This is a genomic window from Aurantimicrobium minutum (assembly GCF_029894165.1).
GTDB lineage: Bacteria > Actinomycetota > Actinomycetes > Actinomycetales > Microbacteriaceae > Aurantimicrobium > Aurantimicrobium minutum_A.
In genome coordinates, this window is record NZ_JARXXU010000001.1 from 367,320 (window position 1) to 385,159 (window position 17,840).

The window sequence follows — 17,840 nt, forward strand, 5'->3', positions numbered from 1 at the left end:
GCGACCTGAGAACTCCTGTGTGCTCCCCGTAGAATGGCGGCAAATGCACAGCGTCGCCTCAGCTATCGAATCAATTACTCGTTTGAGTACCTCGCCCAGCGTCTCCCGCTTGGCGAAGGCCTTTGCGGACGCTGGATACGAACTGGCTCTCGTCGGTGGCCCGGTTCGTGACGCGTTCTTGGGCCATGACGTGCACGACTTGGACTTCACCACCAATGCACGCCCCGATGACATCATTCGAATTGTGGAACCCATCTCCGAAGCTCACTGGGATATTGGCCGTGATTTTGGCACGATTGGTGCACAGATTGCGGGCGAAAAGGTTGAGATCACGACCTACCGGGCTGATCAATACGACGGCAAAACCCGCAAGCCTGAGGTTGCGTTTGGCGAGAGCCTCGATGAGGACCTGATTCGCCGCGACTTCCGCGTGAACGCCATGGCGGTCCGTCTACCGGAACTGGTTCTGGTTGACCCTTCAGGCGGCGTCGAAGACCTCATGGCGGGTGTGCTCCGCGCACCGAAGTCGGCAGAAGTCTCCTTCAACGAAGACCCTCTGCGCATGATGCGCGCGGCGCGCTTTGCCTCCCAGCTCGGCTTCCACCTGGATGAGGAAACCGAGTGGGCCATGACGGAACTGGCTCCCGCGATCGAGAAGATCTCAGCCGAGCGCGTGAACGAGGAGCTGTGTAAGTTACTGCTCACGGACAAGCCCCGGGCGGGTATTGAACTGCTCGTGCGCACCGGGATTGCTGAAATTGTGTTGCCTGAAATTCCCGCACTACGCCTCGAGGTCGATGAGCACCACCACCACAAGGACGTCTACGAGCACAGCCTGACGGTGTTGGAACAAGCCATTGATTTGGAGCGGGAACGCCACCCCGGCGAACCCGCCGACCTCACCCTGAGGTTAGCTGCCCTCATGCATGACATTGGGAAGCCCGCCACCCGCCATCTGGAATCTGGCGGTGCCGTGAGCTTCCATCACCACGATCTCGTGGGAGCCAAGCTAGCGGTCAAGCGCATGAAGTCGCTGCGCTTCGATAAGGAAACCACGCAGAACGTGGCGCGATTAATCGAGCTTCATCTGCGCTTCTTTGGGTACTCCGATGCTGCCTGGAGCGATTCTGCCGTGCGTCGCTATGCCCGCGACGCCGGGGATCTGCTCGAACGTCTACACATTCTGACCCGCGCTGACGTCACCACCCGCAACAAGCGCAAGGCCGACCGCCTCGCTTTTGCCTATGACGATCTGGAAGACCGCATCACGGAACTCTCAAAAGCCGAGGAGATGGCCGCCGTACGCCCAGACCTCAACGGCGAAGAGATCATGGCAATCCTGGGTATCCCCGCTGGCCGTGACGTCGGTGAGGCATATAACTATCTCCTCAACGTCCGTTTGGACGAGGGCCCTATTGGGGCTGAGCTGGCCGGCGAACGTCTGCTCGCGTGGTGGGCAAACCGCTAGTTCATGCGGATGCAGGCCGACGGCGACTTTGCGTGCAGGTCCGAGTCGGTCTAGACTGAGGAAGTTGTCTGTGCGCCGGAAATATCCGGCCTCCGCAGATGGCACATGCACAACCCTCCTGATACAGACCGTCTGTATCCGTTTTAGTCCGAAGGAGGTGGGTTAGTCATGCATCAGTACGAGTTGATGGTCATCCTCGATCCAGAGATCGATGAGCGCACCGTAGCTCCCAGCCTTGACAAGTTCCTCAACGTCATTCGTAACGATGGTGGAACCATCGAGAACGTTGACATCTGGGGTAAGCGTCGTTTGGCTTACGAGATCAACAAGAAGGCCGAAGGCATTTATGCCGTCGTGAACTTCACGTCTAGCGCCGACGCAACTGTCGAGCTCGACCGCCAGCTGAAGCTTTCCGAAGCTGTCATGCGCACCAAGGTTCTGCGTGCAGAAGAAGCCATCGCGATGGTTGCCGCTGCTGCAAAGCTCGCTGACGAGAAGGCTGCCCGCAAGGCTGCCGCTCCCGCCAAGGCTTCGAAGGACGCGTAAGTAACATGGCCGGCGAAACCGTCATCACCGTTGTGGGAAACCTCACGAGTGACCCCGAACTGCGCTACACGCAGAACGGACTCGCAGTCGCCAACTTCACCATTGCCTCCACTCCGCGCAATTTCGATCGCGCATCAAGCGAGTGGAAAGATGGCGAGGCTCTCTTCCTTCGTGCCAGCGTCTGGCGCGAGTTTGCCGAGCACGTCGCAGGCAGCCTGACTAAGGGCTCCCGTGTCATCGCTACCGGTCGACTCAAGCAACGTTCGTACGAGACCAAGGAAGGCGAGAAGCGAACCACGATCGAACTTGAAGTAGACGAGATCGGTCCCTCGCTTCGTTACGCCACGGCAACTGTAAGTCGCGCGGCATCCTCGGGTCGCCCCGGAGTCCCTGCTGGAAATGACGAACCGTGGGGTTCGCCAACTGCTCCAGCTGCAGACCCCTGGAACACCCCCGGTGTCCCCGCAGACGATACGCCGTTCTAAACACTCCGGTTCAGCACGAGTTGAACCCCCAAACATTTACGAAAGTTAGGTAATCATGGCTGGAAAAGCTAGCGGCGGAGCCCGCAAGCCACTCCGCGGTGGCAAGGGCGCTAAGGCTCTCGCACCTGCGAAGGCTATCCGCGTTGGTGTGATCGACTACAAGGACGTCGCCACTCTTCGCAAGTTCGTTTCTGAGCGTGGCAAGATCCGCGCTCGCCGTATCACCGGTGTTTCCGTCCAGGAACAGCGCCTCATCGCCAAGGCAGTTAAGAATGCACGCGAGATGGCTCTTCTCCCCTACGCTGGCGCTGGCCGCTAAGGAGAGTAGAACATGTCTAAGTTGATTCTTACGAATGAAGTCTCCGGCGTTGGTTCGGCAGGCGATGTTGTCGAGGTAAAGAACGGCTACGCCCGTAACTACCTCATTCCTCAGGGCCTTGCTGTTGCATGGTCTCGTGGTGGCGAGAAGCAGGTTGAGCAGATTCGTGCTGCTCGCACCGCTCGCGAACTCGCAACTCTTGAAGAGGCACAGGCCCTCAAGGCCAAGATCGAAGGCACCAAGGTCAAGCTTGCTGTCAAGGTCGGCCAGGATGGTCGTCTCTTCGGTTCGGTCAAGACCGATCACATTGCCGCAGCAGTCGAGAGTGCCGGTATCGGCGCCATCGACAAGCGCAAGATCGAGATCGCAACCCCCATCAAGTTCACTGGTGAGCACGAAGCAACCGTTCGTCTGCGTGACGACATTGTTGCAACCATCACCCTTCAGGTTGTTGCTGCAAAGTAATTTCTGAACTTTACTCAGGGCGGGAGCGCAATGCTCCCGCCCTGAGTGTTTTAACCTTCAGAAAAGCATCTGGTAGCTAGCCCCCTTAAACCCCATATGGGGTACATAGCAAGGGGGTTAAGGGGTCAATTTTGTGCACAGAGGCATGAATTTTCCCCAAGCTTAAACACATGCTTGAAGGAAGTTAATGTTCACACCCGTTGAAAACTAAAAGCCCAGTTCAGAGCATATATATTAGGTAAACATATTTTGTTTTCCACAGGTTTCTCCCCAACTTATGAACAGACCGCACGGCGTTTCACAGGTTTCATGCACAGAGTTATCCACAGCTCTATTTGGTGGACGTAGACCGACTTCCTAATGTGGTGATACACCTCTCAATAGGTCTGTATCAGGCCATTGTCAGGGGCAGGGTGAATACTCCATAACACCCCCACAATTTTGAACTGGAAGGACCTGTGAGCATGTCCATTGCACACCTTGGTTCCCCAGCCGACTCCCGAGAAAACTGGCAGGGAGAACGCACACCTCCCCACGACCTTCTCGCGGAGCAAAGTGCTCTCGGCGGCATGTTGCTCAGCAAAGACGCTGTAGCAGACGTCGTCGAGATTCTTCGTGGAAATGACTTCTACATTCCCAAGCATGAAGTCATCTTTGACGCCATCATGTCGTTGTATTCGCACGGTGAACCCACCGATGTGATCACCGTGACCGATGAGCTCACCAAATCTGGTGAACTCGGCCGTGCCGGGGGAGCCGAATACCTGCACACCCTCACTGCCCTGGTTCCCACCGCTGCAAACGCCGGCTATTACGCCAACATCGTCTCTGAGCGTGCACTGCTGCGCCGCCTGGTTGAAGCCGGTACCCGGATTGTGCAAATGGGCTACGCCGGTGAAGGTGAAGCAGTTGACCTGGTCAACAATGCACAGGCAGAGATTTATCAGGTCACCGGATCGGTGGAGCAGGACGACTACGTCCCGCTGACTACCGCTGTCGACACCGCGATCAACGAAATTGAAGCCGCGAAGAGTCGCGACGGTCAAATGACCGGTGTTCCTACCGGTTTTGCTGACCTGGATGAGCTCACCAACGGTTTCCACCCGGGCCAGCTCATTATCGTTGCGGCACGTCCTGCTTTGGGTAAGTCGACACTGGCCCTGGACTTCTGCCGTGCTGCTTCAATCAAGAACAACCTGCCTTCGATCTTTTTCTCCCTCGAAATGGGTAAGTCAGAAATCGCGATGCGTTTGCTCTCTGCAGAGGCATCCGTTCCGCTGCAAAACATGCGGAAGGGAACGGTAGACAACCGCGACTGGACCACCATTGCCAGTACCCGTGGTCGCATCAACGATGCTCCCTTCTACATCGACGACAGCCCCAATCTCACCCTGGTCGAGATTCGCGCTAAATGCCGTCGCCTCAAGCAGAAGGTCGGCCTCCAGATGGTCGTTATTGACTACCTTCAGCTGATGACCTCCGGTAAGAAGGTCGAAAGCCGTCAGCAGGAAGTCTCGGAATTCTCCCGTGCTTTGAAGCTGCTCGCGAAAGAACTTCAGGTTCCCGTCATTGCTCTGTCACAGCTCAACCGTGGCCCCGAACAGCGTGCTGACAAGAAGCCCGCGATCAGCGACCTGCGTGAATCTGGATCGCTGGAGCAGGACGCCGACATGGTTATCCTTCTGCACCGTGAAAATGCGTTCGAAAAAGATAACCCCCGTGCCGGTGAAGCAGATTTCATCGTGGCGAAGCACCGTAACGGTCCCACCGCGACAATCACCGTCGGATTCCAAGGTCACCTCTCTCGTTTCGCCGATATGCCCAAGGTTTAGCCGGAAAATTCGGACTGGCTTCGGCCGTAGACTTGAGCCGTGGCACGCGCATCGACTCCTCACACCCGAATGGGTACAGCGTTGATTCTGCGTGCCCTTCCGGCACTAGTCGCTGCCGCGATCATTACTTTCTCTCGTAACCACGCGCCCGTGGTGGGGTTGGCTGTCTTCGTGGGCTTTGCTTTCCTCTTGGCCGGAGTTCTGATCTTCAGCATTGCCGCGGTTCCGCTCGAGGGCGTGAGCAAGACCATGGTCGGAATTCAGGCCATCGCTTCCGTCGTGGCAGCTGCGGTTGCCGCCGTCACCATCAACAGCGGTCTCACCGCCTTGATTCTGGTGATGAGCATCTGGGCAGGTGTGACCGGACTGGCTGAGCTCTATGCCGGGTATCGATCCACAGACAAGGCTCTCAGCCGTGAATGGCTCACTCTCGGTGGTTTCACAGCCCTCCTTGCCATTGTGTATGCAGCGATCCCGATGAACGATGTCTATGCCGTCGGACTTTTCGGTGCGTATCTTGCCATTATTGGAATTTTTCAAATCATCGCGGGAATCTCGCTTCGCGCAGACTCCCCCCAGACCACACCATCAACAAATGAGGTTTCTTCATGAGCACCCCCACCTTGCGTGATCGACTCAAGCCCGCTGAGCTCGTCGTTGTCTCCGCCGTTATCGGCCTCTTCACCGGACTTGTCGTCATGATGTCTTCGCGCGACTGGGTTCTGAGTGCCGTGAGCTTTGGCGTTGTCTTCATCATCTGCCTGGTTGTCATGGCGATGTTTGTGTTGGCCATCAAGCCCAACAAGAACGAACTTCTGGATATCGAAGAACTCGACAACTCCCCGCACTAACGACAGAGCACACGACGAAGGCGCCCCTTTTTGGAGGCGCCTTCGTCGTTAAGTCGTGAACTAGTTGAGGTAGTCGACCAAGTTCGATGCCAGACCAACGTAACCGGCAGGAGTGAGCACGAGGAGACGTGCCTTGGCCTCCTCGCCGATCTCGAGGCCAGAAACGAAGGCAATGAGATCTTCGCGACCAATGCGCTTGCCACGTGTGAGTTCCTTGAGCAGCGCGTAGGGGTCAGAGATGGTCGAGCGACCAGCAGCAACTTCTGCACGAATCACGGTCTGAATAGCCTCGCCCAGGATTTCCCAGTTGGTGTCGAGGTCGTGTGCCAGTGCGACAGAGTCAAGGTCGATTTCACTGAGGCCCCGACGAATGTTGTCCAGGGCGAGCATCGAGTGACCGTAACCCACACCCACGTTGCGCTGAGTGGTGGAGTCAGTGAGGTCACGCTGCAAACGGCTAGTGACCAGCGTTGCAGAGAGCGAATCCAGCACAGCACAGGAAAGCTCGAGGTTTGCTTCTGCGTTCTCGAAACGAATCGGGTTGATCTTGTGAGGCATGGTGGAGGAACCGGTTGCACCCGCCTGGGGAATCTGTCGGAAGTACCCCATCGAGATGTAGGTCCAGATATCCGTAGCCAGGTTGTGAATCACGCGGTTGGCGTGAGAGATACGGGTGTAAAGCTCGGCCTGCCAGTCGTGTGATTCGATCTGAGTAGTGAGGGGGTTCCAGGTCAGACCCAGAGAAGTCACAAATTCTTCCGAGATGATGGGCCAGTTAGCGTCAGGCTCTGCAGCAAGGTGTGCGGAGAAGGTTCCGGTTGCTCCGGAGAACTTGCCCAGGAATTCAGAAGCTTCAATCTGCTTCTGAATGCGCTCGAGGCGATAGACAAACACGGCAAGTTCTTTACCCATGGTGGTGGGAGTAGCGGGCTGACCGTGGGTCTTGGCCAACATGGCTTCATCACGGTACTGAAGGGAGAGTTCACGCAAACGAGCAATGACTGCCTGGTAGGCGGGAAGCCAGATGTTGGTGGTCGCATCGCGCACGATGAGGGCGTAGGACAGGTTGTTAATGTCCTCGCTCGTGCAGGCGAAGTGAGTGAGCTCGGCAATGTGGTCAAGCCCGAGCTCGGTGAGCTTGGCACGAACCAGGTATTCCACCGCCTTCACATCGTGACGGGTGGTAGCTTCCAGACGAGCAAGCTCATCAATTTCTGCCTGTCCAAAGTCAGTAACCAAGGCTCGTAGAGCAGCAACGTTCTCTGCACTCAAAGGAGCGGTGCCAAACATGCTGTGGTTGGTGAGGTAGATCAACCACTCCACTTCCACCGTGACGCGTGCACGGTTCAAGCCTGCTTCCGAGAGGTATTCGCCCAAAGGCGAAACAACGGCCTGGTATCGACCATCGAGCGGGCTAAGGACCTGAATAGGAAGCGTCATACCTCTATTCTCCCAAACAAAAGAGCCTTCCCTTCACAGCCACAACCCACAGACTTTCTCCACAAGATTGGGTTCATCCCACAACCAGGGTTACGGGAGTTGTCATTGTGTCCGAATGACAGAGTTCAGCTATCTCACGGGAGCTCCTACACTGACTGTGGGGCAGTGGCTCACGCTCGCCGGAGCTTTGGATTCTGCAGCACTCATGCTGCGCCAAGCAGTTCCAGATCCACTGTGGTTTGGCCCTTCCCGGCAGAGTTTTGATCAGAGCGCGGCTGAGATCTCGGCTGAACTGAACCGTGTGCAGGAAGAAGTTATCTTCCTCATCAATACCGGAGCTCTCACGTGATCCGGCTAGGTGCAGGTGCAGGTGCAGGTGCCGGAGCGGATACGGTCTATCTCGACGATCTTTCTGGACAACTACACGCACGAGTATGGCAACTCGAGCATGCCCTCGCGGTCACACGAGGTTCACTAAGCCTGAGCCCCCACGGGTACACAACGTGGAGCAGAGCACAGCACGCCATCGATCGTCTGCGGAACCTCGCCGCTGCCGCGGCAGAAGGTTCTCGCCAGTATGCACAGCGTGAACAATTTCTTCGCGGAGTGGCCGAGCAGGCCAGTTCCACCCTGATGTGGAATGTGGGTCGGATGATGCCGGCGCTGATGGTGGCATATGGTCCGGCAATCATCGGCGGCCTCGCGATCGTCTTTGCCTTGGCTGCCGCGAGAAGACTCATGCCGGGAAGCCCTTTCGATCACGTGATGGATGTTTTCGAGAGGAAACTGCCTGATACTGGTCAGTTCCTCAGTAATCCTGTGGTCGTGCAGGCCACGGCACATCTCGCCTCGGGTGCAGATGATTTTGTGGCGGGACTTGTCGGTTTACCCCAACCCGCTGGAAACGGGCCATTCACGGGAGAAGATGCTGTCGCGGCAGGGGTCATCACGAGTGCTGCCGTGCTGGGTACCCGGGCTTTCCAGGAAAGCTCTGTTCGAGTCAAGAGTGTGGAGGTCTCTCAGAGTATTCCGCCGAAGAATTACGAGGATCTTGTTTCACGCATTCCTCGGGCAGAGGAGGGGGCGGCCCAGATTCGCATCGAGAAATACGACAGCGGCTATGTCGTGTATCTGGGCGGAACCATCGACGCTGGAATTGAACCAACGGGAGAACCTTGGGATATGACGAGCAACATGGCAGCGATTGCCGAGATGGATTCCGGCAGTTACTCCGCAACTATCGCTGCTATGCGTGAGGCAGGAATCAGTGCTGAAGACAATGTGATCATGGTGGGGCATTCCCAGGGCGGATTGGTGGCTGCCCAGATTGCTGCGTCGGGGGAGTATCGCGTGAGCGATGTCGTGACGGTGGGGGCACCACTGCATCAAGTGGAGCTTCCTGAAGACGTGCATCTTGTTGCGATCGAGCACAGTGAAGACGTGATTCCTTCGCTCAGTGGCGTCGCAGCGCCTGCCGCTGTTGCCACGCACCTCACTGTGCAGAGAACGTTGTATCAGTCGGCGCCGCCGCCGAAAGGAGAGGTGCTTCCTGCCCACAATCTTTCCCGCTACATCGAGACGGCACGCGTGATGGATACGTCAGGGGACAACAAACTCAACACCGAACAGCGCCGGATTGCAGCGCGCACGCAGGGTGAGGGCACCACCACGATGTGGCGGGCAGATCGGGTGTAATTAGCGCTTGTCCGAGGGACGCAGGATCATGCCGAGGATCCAGCTGATCAGTGAAAGTACGATTGCGGCCCAGAAGCCACCCCAGAAGCCTGATACCTCGAGGCCATACCCGAAACCGAAGAGCTGGGTCAGCCACGCAACGAACAGGAGCAGCAGGGCATTGACTACGAGAGCCATCAAGCCCAGGGTCAGGATGTAGAGGGGGAAAGCCAGGAAGCGCAGCACGCGACCGATGGTTCCGTTCACGAAACCGAACACAATCGCCACGAAGGTCAGCGTCAATACATAGCCCAGGGACTGCTGATCTTCCGGAATGATGCGGATGTTGTCGGGCATCATCACCGTGGTTAGCCACAGAGCAATAGCGTTGATCACGGTCGAGAGCAGAAACGACTTCATGACTTCATTCTGCCATGGAGCGGGAGTGGTGGAGATGCTCCTACGTATTTCGCGAGAGATTGTAGAAGACCTACCAGTTTGGGCACCTCCGACCGGATAGATTGGGAACATGGCCGATGAGACCTTAGATCCCATGGTGCAGTTCCTCACGCCCGAGGGTAACTTTGCGCCCAGCGAGAGCGCGGAAGCTTTTCTGCCCTATTTTCAGCGCCTGACGGAAGCTGACCACCGCAAGTTCTACCGCGACATGGTTGTGATTCGTCGTTTCGATACCGAAGCGACCAATCTGCAGCGTCAGGGACAGCTTGCCCTCTGGGTTCCCAGCCACGGCCAAGAAGGTGCCCAGGTCGGTTCCGCCCACGCGGCAAAGCCTCAGGACCACATTTTCCCCGCCTACCGCGAGCACGCCGTTGGCATGATCCGCGGTATTGATGTTCTCGAGATCATTCGCGTACTTCGTGGTTTGACCCACGGCGGGTGGGATCCCACGAATCCTGCCCACAAGAACTTCCACATTTACACACTCGTGATTGGTTCGCAGGCTTTGCATGCCACGGGTTACGGCATGGGCATCAATTTTGATGGCGCCACGAACACGGGAAACCTGGACACGGACCAGGCCGTGATGGTCTACTTCGGTGATGGTGCTACCAGCCAAGGCGATGTCAGCGAAGCTTTCGTTTTTGCGGCCAGCTACCAAACGCCTCAGGTCTTCTTTATTCAGAACAATCACTGGGCAATTTCCGTCCCGGTCAGTGTTCAAGCACGCGTTCCCCTCTACAAGCGCGGTGAAGGTTTCGGTATTCCGGGTGTGCAGGTGGACGGTAATGACGTCTTTGCCAGCTACGCGGTTACCGCCAAGCAGCTCGACGACGCTCGCAGCGGTAAAGGCCCCAGCCTGATTGAGGCACACACCTACCGCATCGGTGCACACACCTCGAGCGATGACCCAACCAAGTACCGCACCGACGCAGAGCTTGATTCCTGGATTGCCCGTGACCCCATCGCGCGTATGGAAGCTTTCCTGCGAAACTCGGGTGCCCCGCAATCCTTCTTCGATGGCGTACACGAAGAAGCCGCTGACTTCGCCAGCGATATTCGTCGTCGAACGGTCACTCTCGAAAACCCAGAGCCCGCGAGCATGTTCACCAACGTCTACACAGATCCACACCCCGTGGTGGAGGAGCAAGCCGCATGGCTTGCGGCTTATGAAGCGTCCTTCGATGAGCAGGGAGGAGGCCACTAATGGTGATTGAAAACCTGCCCCTGGGTAAGGCCATCAACTTAGGGCTTCGTCAAGCCCTGCTCAACGACCCCAAGGTTCTGCTCATGGGTGAAGACATCGGAACCCTCGGTGGTGTCTTCCGTGTGACCGAAGGACTCAAGGCTGAATTCGGTGCGAACCGTGTGCTCGATACTCCTCTGGCGGAGTCCGGCATTGTCGGTTCCGCTATTGGTCTGGCCATGCGCGGCTACCGCCCCGTCATCGAAATCCAGTTCAACGGTTTCGTCTATCCCGCCTTCGACCAGATTACGAGCCAGCTGGCCAAGCTGACCAACCGTCACGAAGGTGCCATGCAATTCCCTGTCGTGATCCGCATTCCTTACGGTGGTCACATTGGTGCGGTGGAGCACCACCAGGAAAGCAACGAGGCCTACTTCCTGCACACCGCTGGTTTGCGTGTGGTCAGCCCGAGTAATCCACACGATGCGTACTGGATGATCCAGGAAGCGGTGCAGTCCAACGACCCCGTCATCTTCTTCGAGCCCATGAGCCGCTACTGGCCCAAAGCTGATGTCGACACGTCGGCTTCCGGTTTTCCGTTGCACGCCACTCGCGTAGTGCGCCAGGGAACCGACGCCACCCTCGTCGGCCACGGCGCCATGGTCAGCGTTCTGCTGCAAGCAGCAGATGTCGCTGCCCAGGAGGGCATGAGCCTGGAAGTAATCGACCTGCGTTCCCTCTCACCCATCGACTACGCACCTGTCCTCGAGTCGGTGCGCAAGACCGGCCGTTGTGTCATTGCACAGGAGGCGCCAGGAAATGTCAGCCTTGCCTCGGAAGTGGCAGCGACCATTACCGAGAAGTGCTTCTACTCACTCGAGGCACCCGTGTTGCGTGTGACCGGCTTCGATACTCCCTTCCCTCCCGCCAAGCTGGAGGCCATCTATCTACCCGACTCGGACCGCGTCCTCGACGCAGTCGACCGAGTGCTGAGTTACTAGGAGCGACACAATGACCGTGTCTAAGTTCTATCTCCCCGACGTCGGCGAAGGTCTCACCGAGGCAGAAATCGTTACGTGGATGGTGAAGCCCGGCGACGCTGTCGCGATCAACGACATCCTGGTTGAAATCGAGACCGCGAAGTCTCTCGTTGAGCTGCCCAGTCCTTTTGAAGGCCAGGTTGCAGAACTTCTCGTGCAGGAAGGTGAAACCGTCGAGGTGGGAACCGCCATCATCACGATTTCCACCGCTGGCCACTCCATGTTGACCTCCCCCACGCCGACCCTCGCACAGGCAGCGATGGCGAACGAAGTGTTCGTCACCGATGACAGCGAGATCGACGGCGCAGTGGACGCAAAAGACGAAGCTTCTGGCAGTGTTCTGGTTGGTTACGGTGTGGGCGGCCATGCTGCGACGCGGCGTCGCCGCGGCGGAAACACTCCCGCACCTACGCCTCCGGCAGCTCCTGCTGTGGTGGCACCCGCTCCTGTGGCGGTGGCAGCTCCTGCCCCGAAGCGCCCCGTGTCACTGCCGGTGACCGATGCTGTTCCCGTGATTGCCAAGCCACCGATTCGCAAGCTGGCCAAGGATCTTGATGTAGAGCTCTCTCAGGTTGAGGCCACCGGCCTCGCCGGAGAAATCACCCGCGATGACGTGATCCGTCACGCCTCGCAGGCCAGCGTGTTCCGCAACATTCAGACTCCCGAATGGCCCGAAGAGCGCGAAGAGCGCATTCCGGTCAAGGGTGTGCGCAAGGCCATCGCGACGGCGATGGTGCAGAGCGCATTCACCGCACCCCATGTGTCTGTTTTCGTCGACGTGGATGCCACCCGCACCATGGAGTTCGTCAAGCGCCTCAAAAACTCTCCGGACTTTGCGGGGGTGAAGGTGTCTCCTCTGCTGATACTGGCCAAGGCCATCATCTGGGCCGTCCGGCGCAACCCCACCGTGAACTCCACCTGGACCGACAAAGAAATCATTGTTCACCGCTATGTGAACCTGGGTGTGGCAGCTGCAACACCTCGTGGTCTCATCGTTCCTAACGTTAAAGATTCCCAAGAGATGAGCCTGCTCGAGCTGGCGCAGTCCCTCGAGCAGTTGACCCTCAACGCTCGTGATGGCAAGACCTCACCTGCGGACATGGCCGGTGGAACGATCACCATTACGAACATTGGTGTGTTCGGCATGGACACCGGAACCCCGATTCTAAACCCTGGTGAAGTGGGCATTCTTGCGCTCGGAACCATCAAGCAAAAGCCGTGGGTTGTCGACGGCGAGGTTCGCCCCCGCTTCGTCACCACCTTGGGCGCGAGCTTCGACCACCGAGTGGTCGATGGCGACGTCGCTAGCCGCTTCTTAGCCGATGTCGCCAGCGTGGTGGAGGAACCCGCGCTCCTGCTCGACTAAAGCGAATCGAAGAAGGCCACCCAGATGGCCAATCCGATAATGAGGATGCCTCCGGTGCCCTGAACGATACTCAAACGCTTCGGATCACGGGCGAACCAGTCGCGAGCCAAACCGGCACCGATGGCATACATCGAGTCACTGAGTGTTCCGATGATTTCGAAAATAATGCCGAGGACCAACAACTGGAACATGACATTGCCTTGGTCCACAGCGACAAAGCCAGGAAGTACCGCGGTGAAGAACACCATGGTCTTGGGGTTACTGAGCCCCACAAGAAAACCTTGACGCAGAGTCTTCCACCGAGATTGGGGCGGGGCAGAACCTGCGCTGACGTCAAAGCCATGATCATTGCGGTGGCGGAATGCTTGAACACCGAGGTAGGCGAGATAAGCAGCACCGGCGTATTTGATGCCATAGAACAAGAATTCTGAGCTGGCCACAATCGCGCCCAGACCCAGCACCACGGCAACAAGCCAGACAAAGGTGCCGAGCGAATTACCCACAACCGTGAGAACACCGGCGCCCTTGCCTAAGGCAAGTGAGCGCCCGACGGCAAACATCACGGAGGGGCCGGGGATCAAGATGATCACCAGCGCCGCGATGCTAAACGCAATCAGATTCTCAACGGGGGGCATGGTTAGCTTTCGAGAACAGCCATGGCGGCGTTATGGCCACCTATGCCGGAAACGGCACCACCACGTCGAGCCCCCGAACCACAGAGCAAAATGCCAGGGTTCGCGGTTGCCACGCCCCAGCGAGCTGCGGGAGAGGAGAGGTCCTCATCGTCTTCGACCCAGGGCCAGGACAACAAACCGTGGAAGATATTTCCCCCGGTCATGCCGAGGGCATCCTCGAGATCGAGGGTGGTCTTTGTCTCGACGCATAGCTCACCGTTGCTATCGCGCATAAGCACGTCTTCGATGGGCTCGGCCAACACGCTGTTGAGGGACCGTAAGACAGCAGCTTGGAGCTGTGCACGAACGTCGTCGTTGGTTTCTCTGGTGACCAAGGAATGGGGTGCATGGATTCCAAAGACGGTCAGTGTGTGTGCACCAGAGGCGCGCAGGTCAGGCCCCAAAATGCTGGGGTCACTGAGGGAGTGGCAGTAAATCTCACAGGGCAGAGTGGAAGGTATGCGTCCGGAGGACGCTTCGTCGAACGCTGTCTGCAACTGACTATAGGTCTCATTGATGTGGAACGTTCCGCCGAAAGCTTGTTCCGGGGTGACGGTGCTGTCTGCCAGTTTCGGCAGACGCTTCAGGAGCAAGTTCACCTTGACTTGTGCACCCTCGGGACGCACGGAAGGTTCCGGGTTTTCTCCGAGAAGCTCAGCAAGAACCCACGGGGACACGTTGGCCAAAACCCAGGTTCCCGAAACCTCGTGTGCTGTTCCCTCGTGGCTATAGAACACCTGTGTTGGCCCACCCGAATGTTCGGCGGGAACAAGTGCGGTCACCTCAGCTTCGGTGAGTAACCCCGCACCAGCCTCACGGGCAGCTCGGGCCATCTCACCCGTGACAGCACCCATTCCGCCTACAGGGACATCCCAGTCCCCGGTGGCGCCACCAATCACGTGATACAAGAAACAGCGGTTCTGGTCCAAGCTCTCATCGTGAGATGCCGAGAACGTTCCGATGATGCCATCGGTGAAAGCAACACCGCGGGCAATCTCGCCTGTGATGTCTCGCTCAATGACCTCACCCAGGGGGCGCTCAATGAACTCATCCCAGGCAGTGTCATCGCCGACGAGCTTCTTCGCTTCCGAGCGTGTCACCAGAGGTTCGGTCACAGAGGGCCAGAGGGCCTGAGCCAGAGTGATGGTCTTGGCATAGAACTTCTCGAAACCGGCGGCATCTGCTGCTTCCCCGATTCGCGAGAACGAGGACGCCGTTGCGGCAGCATCCTGATTGTCCACGAGCAGACCGAGCTCGGGGTTGCCAGGAAGAGGAGTGTAGGAGGAGTAGCGACGACGGATCAGTTTCACGTCGAGCCCCAGGTCAGAAATGATCTTCTGCGGCAGCAGACTCACGAGGTAGCTATAGCGAGACAGGCGTGCGTCAACTCCGTCGAACGCCTGGGCAGAGATGGCAGCGCCACCGAGGTGATCACTGCGTTCCAGCACGAGAACAGAACGTCCCGTCTGTGCAAGGTAGGCGGCAGCGGTGAGGCCGTTGTGACCTCCACCGACGATGACAACGTCGTAGTGAGAGTTACTCATACGCCCAGCCTAGCTGGGCGAAAACAGCACCGACTATTGTCGATAAATCAACCTCGACATCACGATGCTGGTGCGCGTGTGATCCACGTTCGGCGCATTGCGCACGGCCTCGAGGGCATCTTCCAAACTGGCAATATTGTGGCTGCGCATATGCACGATAGCGTCGGCACTGCCCGAGACTGTTCCTGCGTCAATGACATCGGGAACACCTTCGAGGAGGCGGCGAAGTTCATCTGGTGCCACGGTGCCTCGGCAGAACAACTCGACATAGGCTTCAGTCTCGAGACCCTCCACGGAAGGGTCTACGTGGATGGTGAATCCGCGAATCACGCCGTCTGCAACGAGGCGGTCTACTCGTCGTTTCACCGCAGAAGCAGAGAGCCCAATCAGCCCGCCAATGTCTCCATACGAGGCACGGGAATTCTGACGCAGCTGATCGATGATGCGACGGTCCAAGTTGTCCATGACATGAGCTTATAAAGTGGAGACGTGAATACGCCCCTGCGAACCCGTTTGGCGATTTCTGCGGGCAAGCTCGCAGCCGCCACGTCGAGGCTTGCTGGGCGCGGCGAGGGCATGATTATCGGCGGCAAGGTCGCGCTCGCCGTCTCGCCCCACGCACTTCGCGATCTGGCACAGGGGAGAGTCGCTGCACTCGTTTCAGCGACCAATGGCAAGACCTCCACGACGCGGTTACTGGCTACTGCTCTGAGTCAGAGCGGTCCTGTTGCGTCCCCCACCACCGGCGCCAACATGACCGAGGGCGCGGTGTGGGCATTGGCTACTGGCGAACCTGGGGCGCAGGCCGTTCTCGAAGTTGATGAAGCGTATTTACCCCGCATTGTGAGGGAGACACAGCCGAAGGTTGTGCTTCTGGCCAACCTCAGTCGTGACCAGCTAGACCGCATGAGTGAAGTGGCCATGCTGGCGCGCAAGTGGCGCGCCATGATTGCCGAAAACCCTGACGTGCTCATCATTGCGAATGCGGATGACCCCATCGTGGCGTATGCCGCCGAGAAAGCGACCAAAATCGTGTGGGTTGCGGCCGGTCAAGCGTGGACCGCGGACTCCTCGGTCTGCCCAGACTGCGGCACGCTGCTGAGCCGTGATGAGAAAACCTGGAGCTGCAGTGGCTGTGGCCGTTCGCGCCCGGAGCCTTCCTGGACATTTGAGTGGAGTGCGCAGCAGGGCAACACCTATGCCCGGGCCGTAGCTCCCGATGGCCAAAGCTTTGACCTTTCCCATCTCGGTTTGCCTGGCCGCTTTAATGCCTCGAATGCAACTATGGCCTTGGCGGCCTGCAGCGAGCTGGGACAGGATCTGCCCACCGCCCTGGAATTGATGAACACAGTTTCTGCGGTGTCCGGTCGCTTCGCAACCGTTCAGGCAGGCGCCCTCACGGTGAGATTGCTCTTGGCGAAGAACCCTGCCGGCTGGAGTGAGCTTCTCGACATCATGCCGCCGGCACCGACCCCGGTCATTGTGATGATCAACGCCAACCATGCCGATGGCCGTGATCCGTCGTGGCTGTGGGATGTTCCGTTTGAACGTCTGGCAGGTCGCACGGTGATCGCATCCGGCAATCGCCGCCGCGATCTGGCCGTGCGTCTCTTGCATGCCGGTGTTGATGCACACGTGATCGAAGACCCTTTTGCACCGAACGCAGATCTTCCGGACAGTGTTCGAGCACTCGAGGTCATTGACTGTGCGGCGACCTATACGGCATTTCAGAAGATTCGTGTGGCAGCTCTCGATGGGGAGGTGGACGCATGAGTGTGAAGATTGCGTCTATCTACCCCACGTTGCTGGGCACCTATGGTGACGGCGGTAACGTCGCAGCGCTGACACACCTGGCCACCCTGCACGGCATTGCCGTAGAGGTGACCGAGGTGTCCCCTGGCCACACCGTCCCGCACGATGCAGATATTTATGTTCTTGGTGGCGGTGAAGACACTGCACAATCAGCAGCGGCCGCTGCCCTGCATGCCAGCGGGGCGCTCGCAGAGGGCGTCAAGAATGGTGCGTCGGTGCTGGCTATTTGTGCCGGGTATCAGATTCTGGGTCACACCTTCCTGGACGCAGAGGGCAAGCCTTCGGCTGGTCTTGCACTGCTGGATGTCACCACGGACCGCTTGGATACACGTGCCGTGGGTGAGCTTCTGGCTCAGCCCAGTGAGTTCGCGCCAGCCGGTCTGACGGAGGTGTTCACCGGTTACGAAAACCACGGCGGTCACACGCATCTCGGCCCTGACGCGAAGCCCCTGGCAACCGTGACGCATGGTGTGGGCAATGGGGATGGCACCGAAGGTGCGATTAGTGGCCGGGTCATCGGCACCTATTTGCACGGTCCGTGCCTGGTGCGAAACCCACGCATTGCCGAGCGCCTTTTGGGGTGGGCAGTTGGCCGAGATCTGGATCACATCGTGGAAGCGGAAGTCGAAGCTTTACGTCAGGAACGCCTCGACTTTGTGACCAAGAAATAGGATTGCAC

20 protein-coding genes are annotated in these 17,840 nt (G+C 58.1%); 15 read left to right on the forward strand and 5 right to left on the reverse strand.

Translation table 11 applies throughout. The features are described from left to right. The first annotated feature begins 43 nt into the window (after positions 1–43). The 8 genes from M2119_RS01915 (at position 44) to M2119_RS01950 (ending at position 5,966) form a co-directional block, all read left to right on the forward strand. Positions 44–1,468 carry a CCA tRNA nucleotidyltransferase gene (locus tag M2119_RS01915; protein ID WP_280803289.1) on the forward strand — a complete coding sequence of 475 codons (1,425 nt, stop codon included), beginning with the start codon at positions 44–46 and terminating at the stop codon, positions 1,466–1,468. Between the two features lie 168 nt (positions 1,469–1,636). Beyond that, a complete protein-coding gene (gene rpsF / locus M2119_RS01920; protein WP_280803290.1) occupies positions 1,637–2,014 on the forward strand; it encodes a 30S ribosomal protein S6 in 378 nt (125 codons plus the stop codon). Positions 2,015–2,019: 5 nt separating this feature from the next. Continuing rightward, positions 2,020–2,499, forward strand: coding sequence for a single-stranded DNA-binding protein (locus M2119_RS01925; protein WP_280803291.1), 480 nt, complete (start codon positions 2,020–2,022; stop codon positions 2,497–2,499). Positions 2,500–2,554: 55 nt separating this feature from the next. After that, positions 2,555–2,818, forward strand: a complete 264-nt coding sequence (gene rpsR / locus M2119_RS01930) for a 30S ribosomal protein S18 (protein ID WP_096382948.1) — start codon at positions 2,555–2,557, stop codon at positions 2,816–2,818. A gap of 12 nt (positions 2,819–2,830) precedes the next feature. Further along, positions 2,831–3,283 (forward strand): 50S ribosomal protein L9, encoded by a 453-nt coding sequence (gene rplI / locus M2119_RS01935; protein WP_280803292.1) that lies wholly within the window; start codon positions 2,831–2,833, stop codon positions 3,281–3,283. Between the two features lie 464 nt (positions 3,284–3,747). Next, positions 3,748–5,115, forward strand: coding sequence for a replicative DNA helicase (gene dnaB, locus M2119_RS01940; protein ID WP_280803293.1), 1,368 nt, complete (start codon positions 3,748–3,750; stop codon positions 5,113–5,115). Between the two features lie 39 nt (positions 5,116–5,154). Continuing rightward, on the forward strand, positions 5,155–5,727 hold the full coding sequence (locus M2119_RS01945; protein ID WP_280803294.1) for a DUF308 domain-containing protein: 573 nt from the start codon (positions 5,155–5,157) through the stop codon (positions 5,725–5,727). Beyond that, positions 5,724–5,966 carry a hypothetical protein gene (locus M2119_RS01950; protein WP_280803295.1) on the forward strand — a complete coding sequence of 81 codons (243 nt, stop codon included), beginning with the start codon at positions 5,724–5,726 and terminating at the stop codon, positions 5,964–5,966. Before M2119_RS01945 ends, M2119_RS01950 begins: the two co-directional genes overlap by 4 nt. 60 nt (positions 5,967–6,026) lie before the next feature. On the opposite strand, the gene purB is transcribed toward M2119_RS01950, so the two are convergent. Next, complete coding sequence (purB, locus tag M2119_RS01955; protein ID WP_280803296.1) at positions 6,027–7,406, reverse strand: adenylosuccinate lyase; 1,380 nt, start codon at positions 7,404–7,406, stop codon at positions 6,027–6,029. A gap of 115 nt (positions 7,407–7,521) precedes the next feature. Here purB and M2119_RS01960 point away from each other — a divergent pair, with 115 nt between their 5' ends. Both M2119_RS01960 and M2119_RS01965 read left to right on the forward strand, forming a co-directional pair. Then, entirely contained in the window at positions 7,522–7,755 is a 234-nt protein-coding gene (locus tag M2119_RS01960) for a hypothetical protein (protein WP_280803297.1), read from the forward strand. Next, positions 7,752–9,101 carry a hypothetical protein gene (locus tag M2119_RS01965; RefSeq protein WP_280803298.1) on the forward strand — a complete coding sequence of 450 codons (1,350 nt, stop codon included), beginning with the start codon at positions 7,752–7,754 and terminating at the stop codon, positions 9,099–9,101. Before M2119_RS01960 ends, M2119_RS01965 begins: the two co-directional genes overlap by 4 nt. Here M2119_RS01965 and M2119_RS01970 read toward each other — a convergent pair whose 3' ends face one another. Beyond that, positions 9,102–9,500, reverse strand: a complete 399-nt coding sequence (locus tag M2119_RS01970; RefSeq protein WP_280803299.1) for a phage holin family protein — start codon at positions 9,498–9,500, stop codon at positions 9,102–9,104. It abuts the gene before it with no gap. A 109-nt stretch (positions 9,501–9,609) separates the two neighbouring features. Between M2119_RS01970 and M2119_RS01975 the strand changes: the two genes are divergently transcribed. Genes M2119_RS01975 through M2119_RS01985 form a run of 3 tightly spaced genes read left to right on the forward strand, consistent with a single transcriptional unit; the run spans position 9,610 to position 13,131 of the window. Further along, a complete protein-coding gene (locus M2119_RS01975; RefSeq protein ID WP_280803300.1) occupies positions 9,610–10,746 on the forward strand; it encodes a thiamine pyrophosphate-dependent dehydrogenase E1 component subunit alpha in 1,137 nt (378 codons plus the stop codon). Further along, positions 10,746–11,726 (forward strand): alpha-ketoacid dehydrogenase subunit beta, encoded by a 981-nt coding sequence (locus tag M2119_RS01980; protein WP_280803301.1) that lies wholly within the window; start codon positions 10,746–10,748, stop codon positions 11,724–11,726. Before M2119_RS01975 ends, M2119_RS01980 begins: the two co-directional genes overlap by 1 nt. Positions 11,727–11,736: 10 nt before the next feature. Next, complete coding sequence (locus tag M2119_RS01985; protein ID WP_280803302.1) at positions 11,737–13,131, forward strand: dihydrolipoamide acetyltransferase family protein; 1,395 nt, start codon at positions 11,737–11,739, stop codon at positions 13,129–13,131. On the opposite strand, the gene M2119_RS01990 is transcribed toward M2119_RS01985, so the two are convergent. The 3 genes from M2119_RS01990 to M2119_RS02000 are packed head-to-tail and all read right to left on the reverse strand — an operon-like array spanning position 13,128 to position 15,814. Beyond that, positions 13,128–13,766: a LysE family translocator gene (locus M2119_RS01990; RefSeq protein ID WP_280803303.1), complete on the reverse strand. Its 639-nt coding sequence runs from the start codon at positions 13,764–13,766 to the stop codon at positions 13,128–13,130. The two genes, M2119_RS01985 and M2119_RS01990, sit on opposite strands and share 4 nt — an antisense overlap. 2 nt (positions 13,767–13,768) lie before the next feature. Next, complete coding sequence (locus M2119_RS01995; RefSeq protein ID WP_280803304.1) at positions 13,769–15,349, reverse strand: phytoene desaturase family protein; 1,581 nt, start codon at positions 15,347–15,349, stop codon at positions 13,769–13,771. 33 nt (positions 15,350–15,382) lie between these two features. Then, complete coding sequence (locus tag M2119_RS02000) at positions 15,383–15,814, reverse strand: Lrp/AsnC family transcriptional regulator (protein WP_280803305.1); 432 nt, start codon at positions 15,812–15,814, stop codon at positions 15,383–15,385. Between the two features lie 24 nt (positions 15,815–15,838). On the opposite strand from M2119_RS02000, the gene M2119_RS02005 reads away from it, so the two are divergent. Beyond that, complete coding sequence (locus M2119_RS02005) at positions 15,839–17,122, forward strand: Mur ligase family protein (RefSeq protein ID WP_280803306.1); 1,284 nt, start codon at positions 15,839–15,841, stop codon at positions 17,120–17,122. After that, complete coding sequence (locus M2119_RS02010) at positions 17,119–17,832, forward strand: type 1 glutamine amidotransferase (RefSeq protein ID WP_280803307.1); 714 nt, start codon at positions 17,119–17,121, stop codon at positions 17,830–17,832. The genes M2119_RS02005 and M2119_RS02010 overlap by 4 nt, the downstream gene beginning before the upstream one ends. Positions 17,833–17,840: the final 8 nt, after the last annotated feature.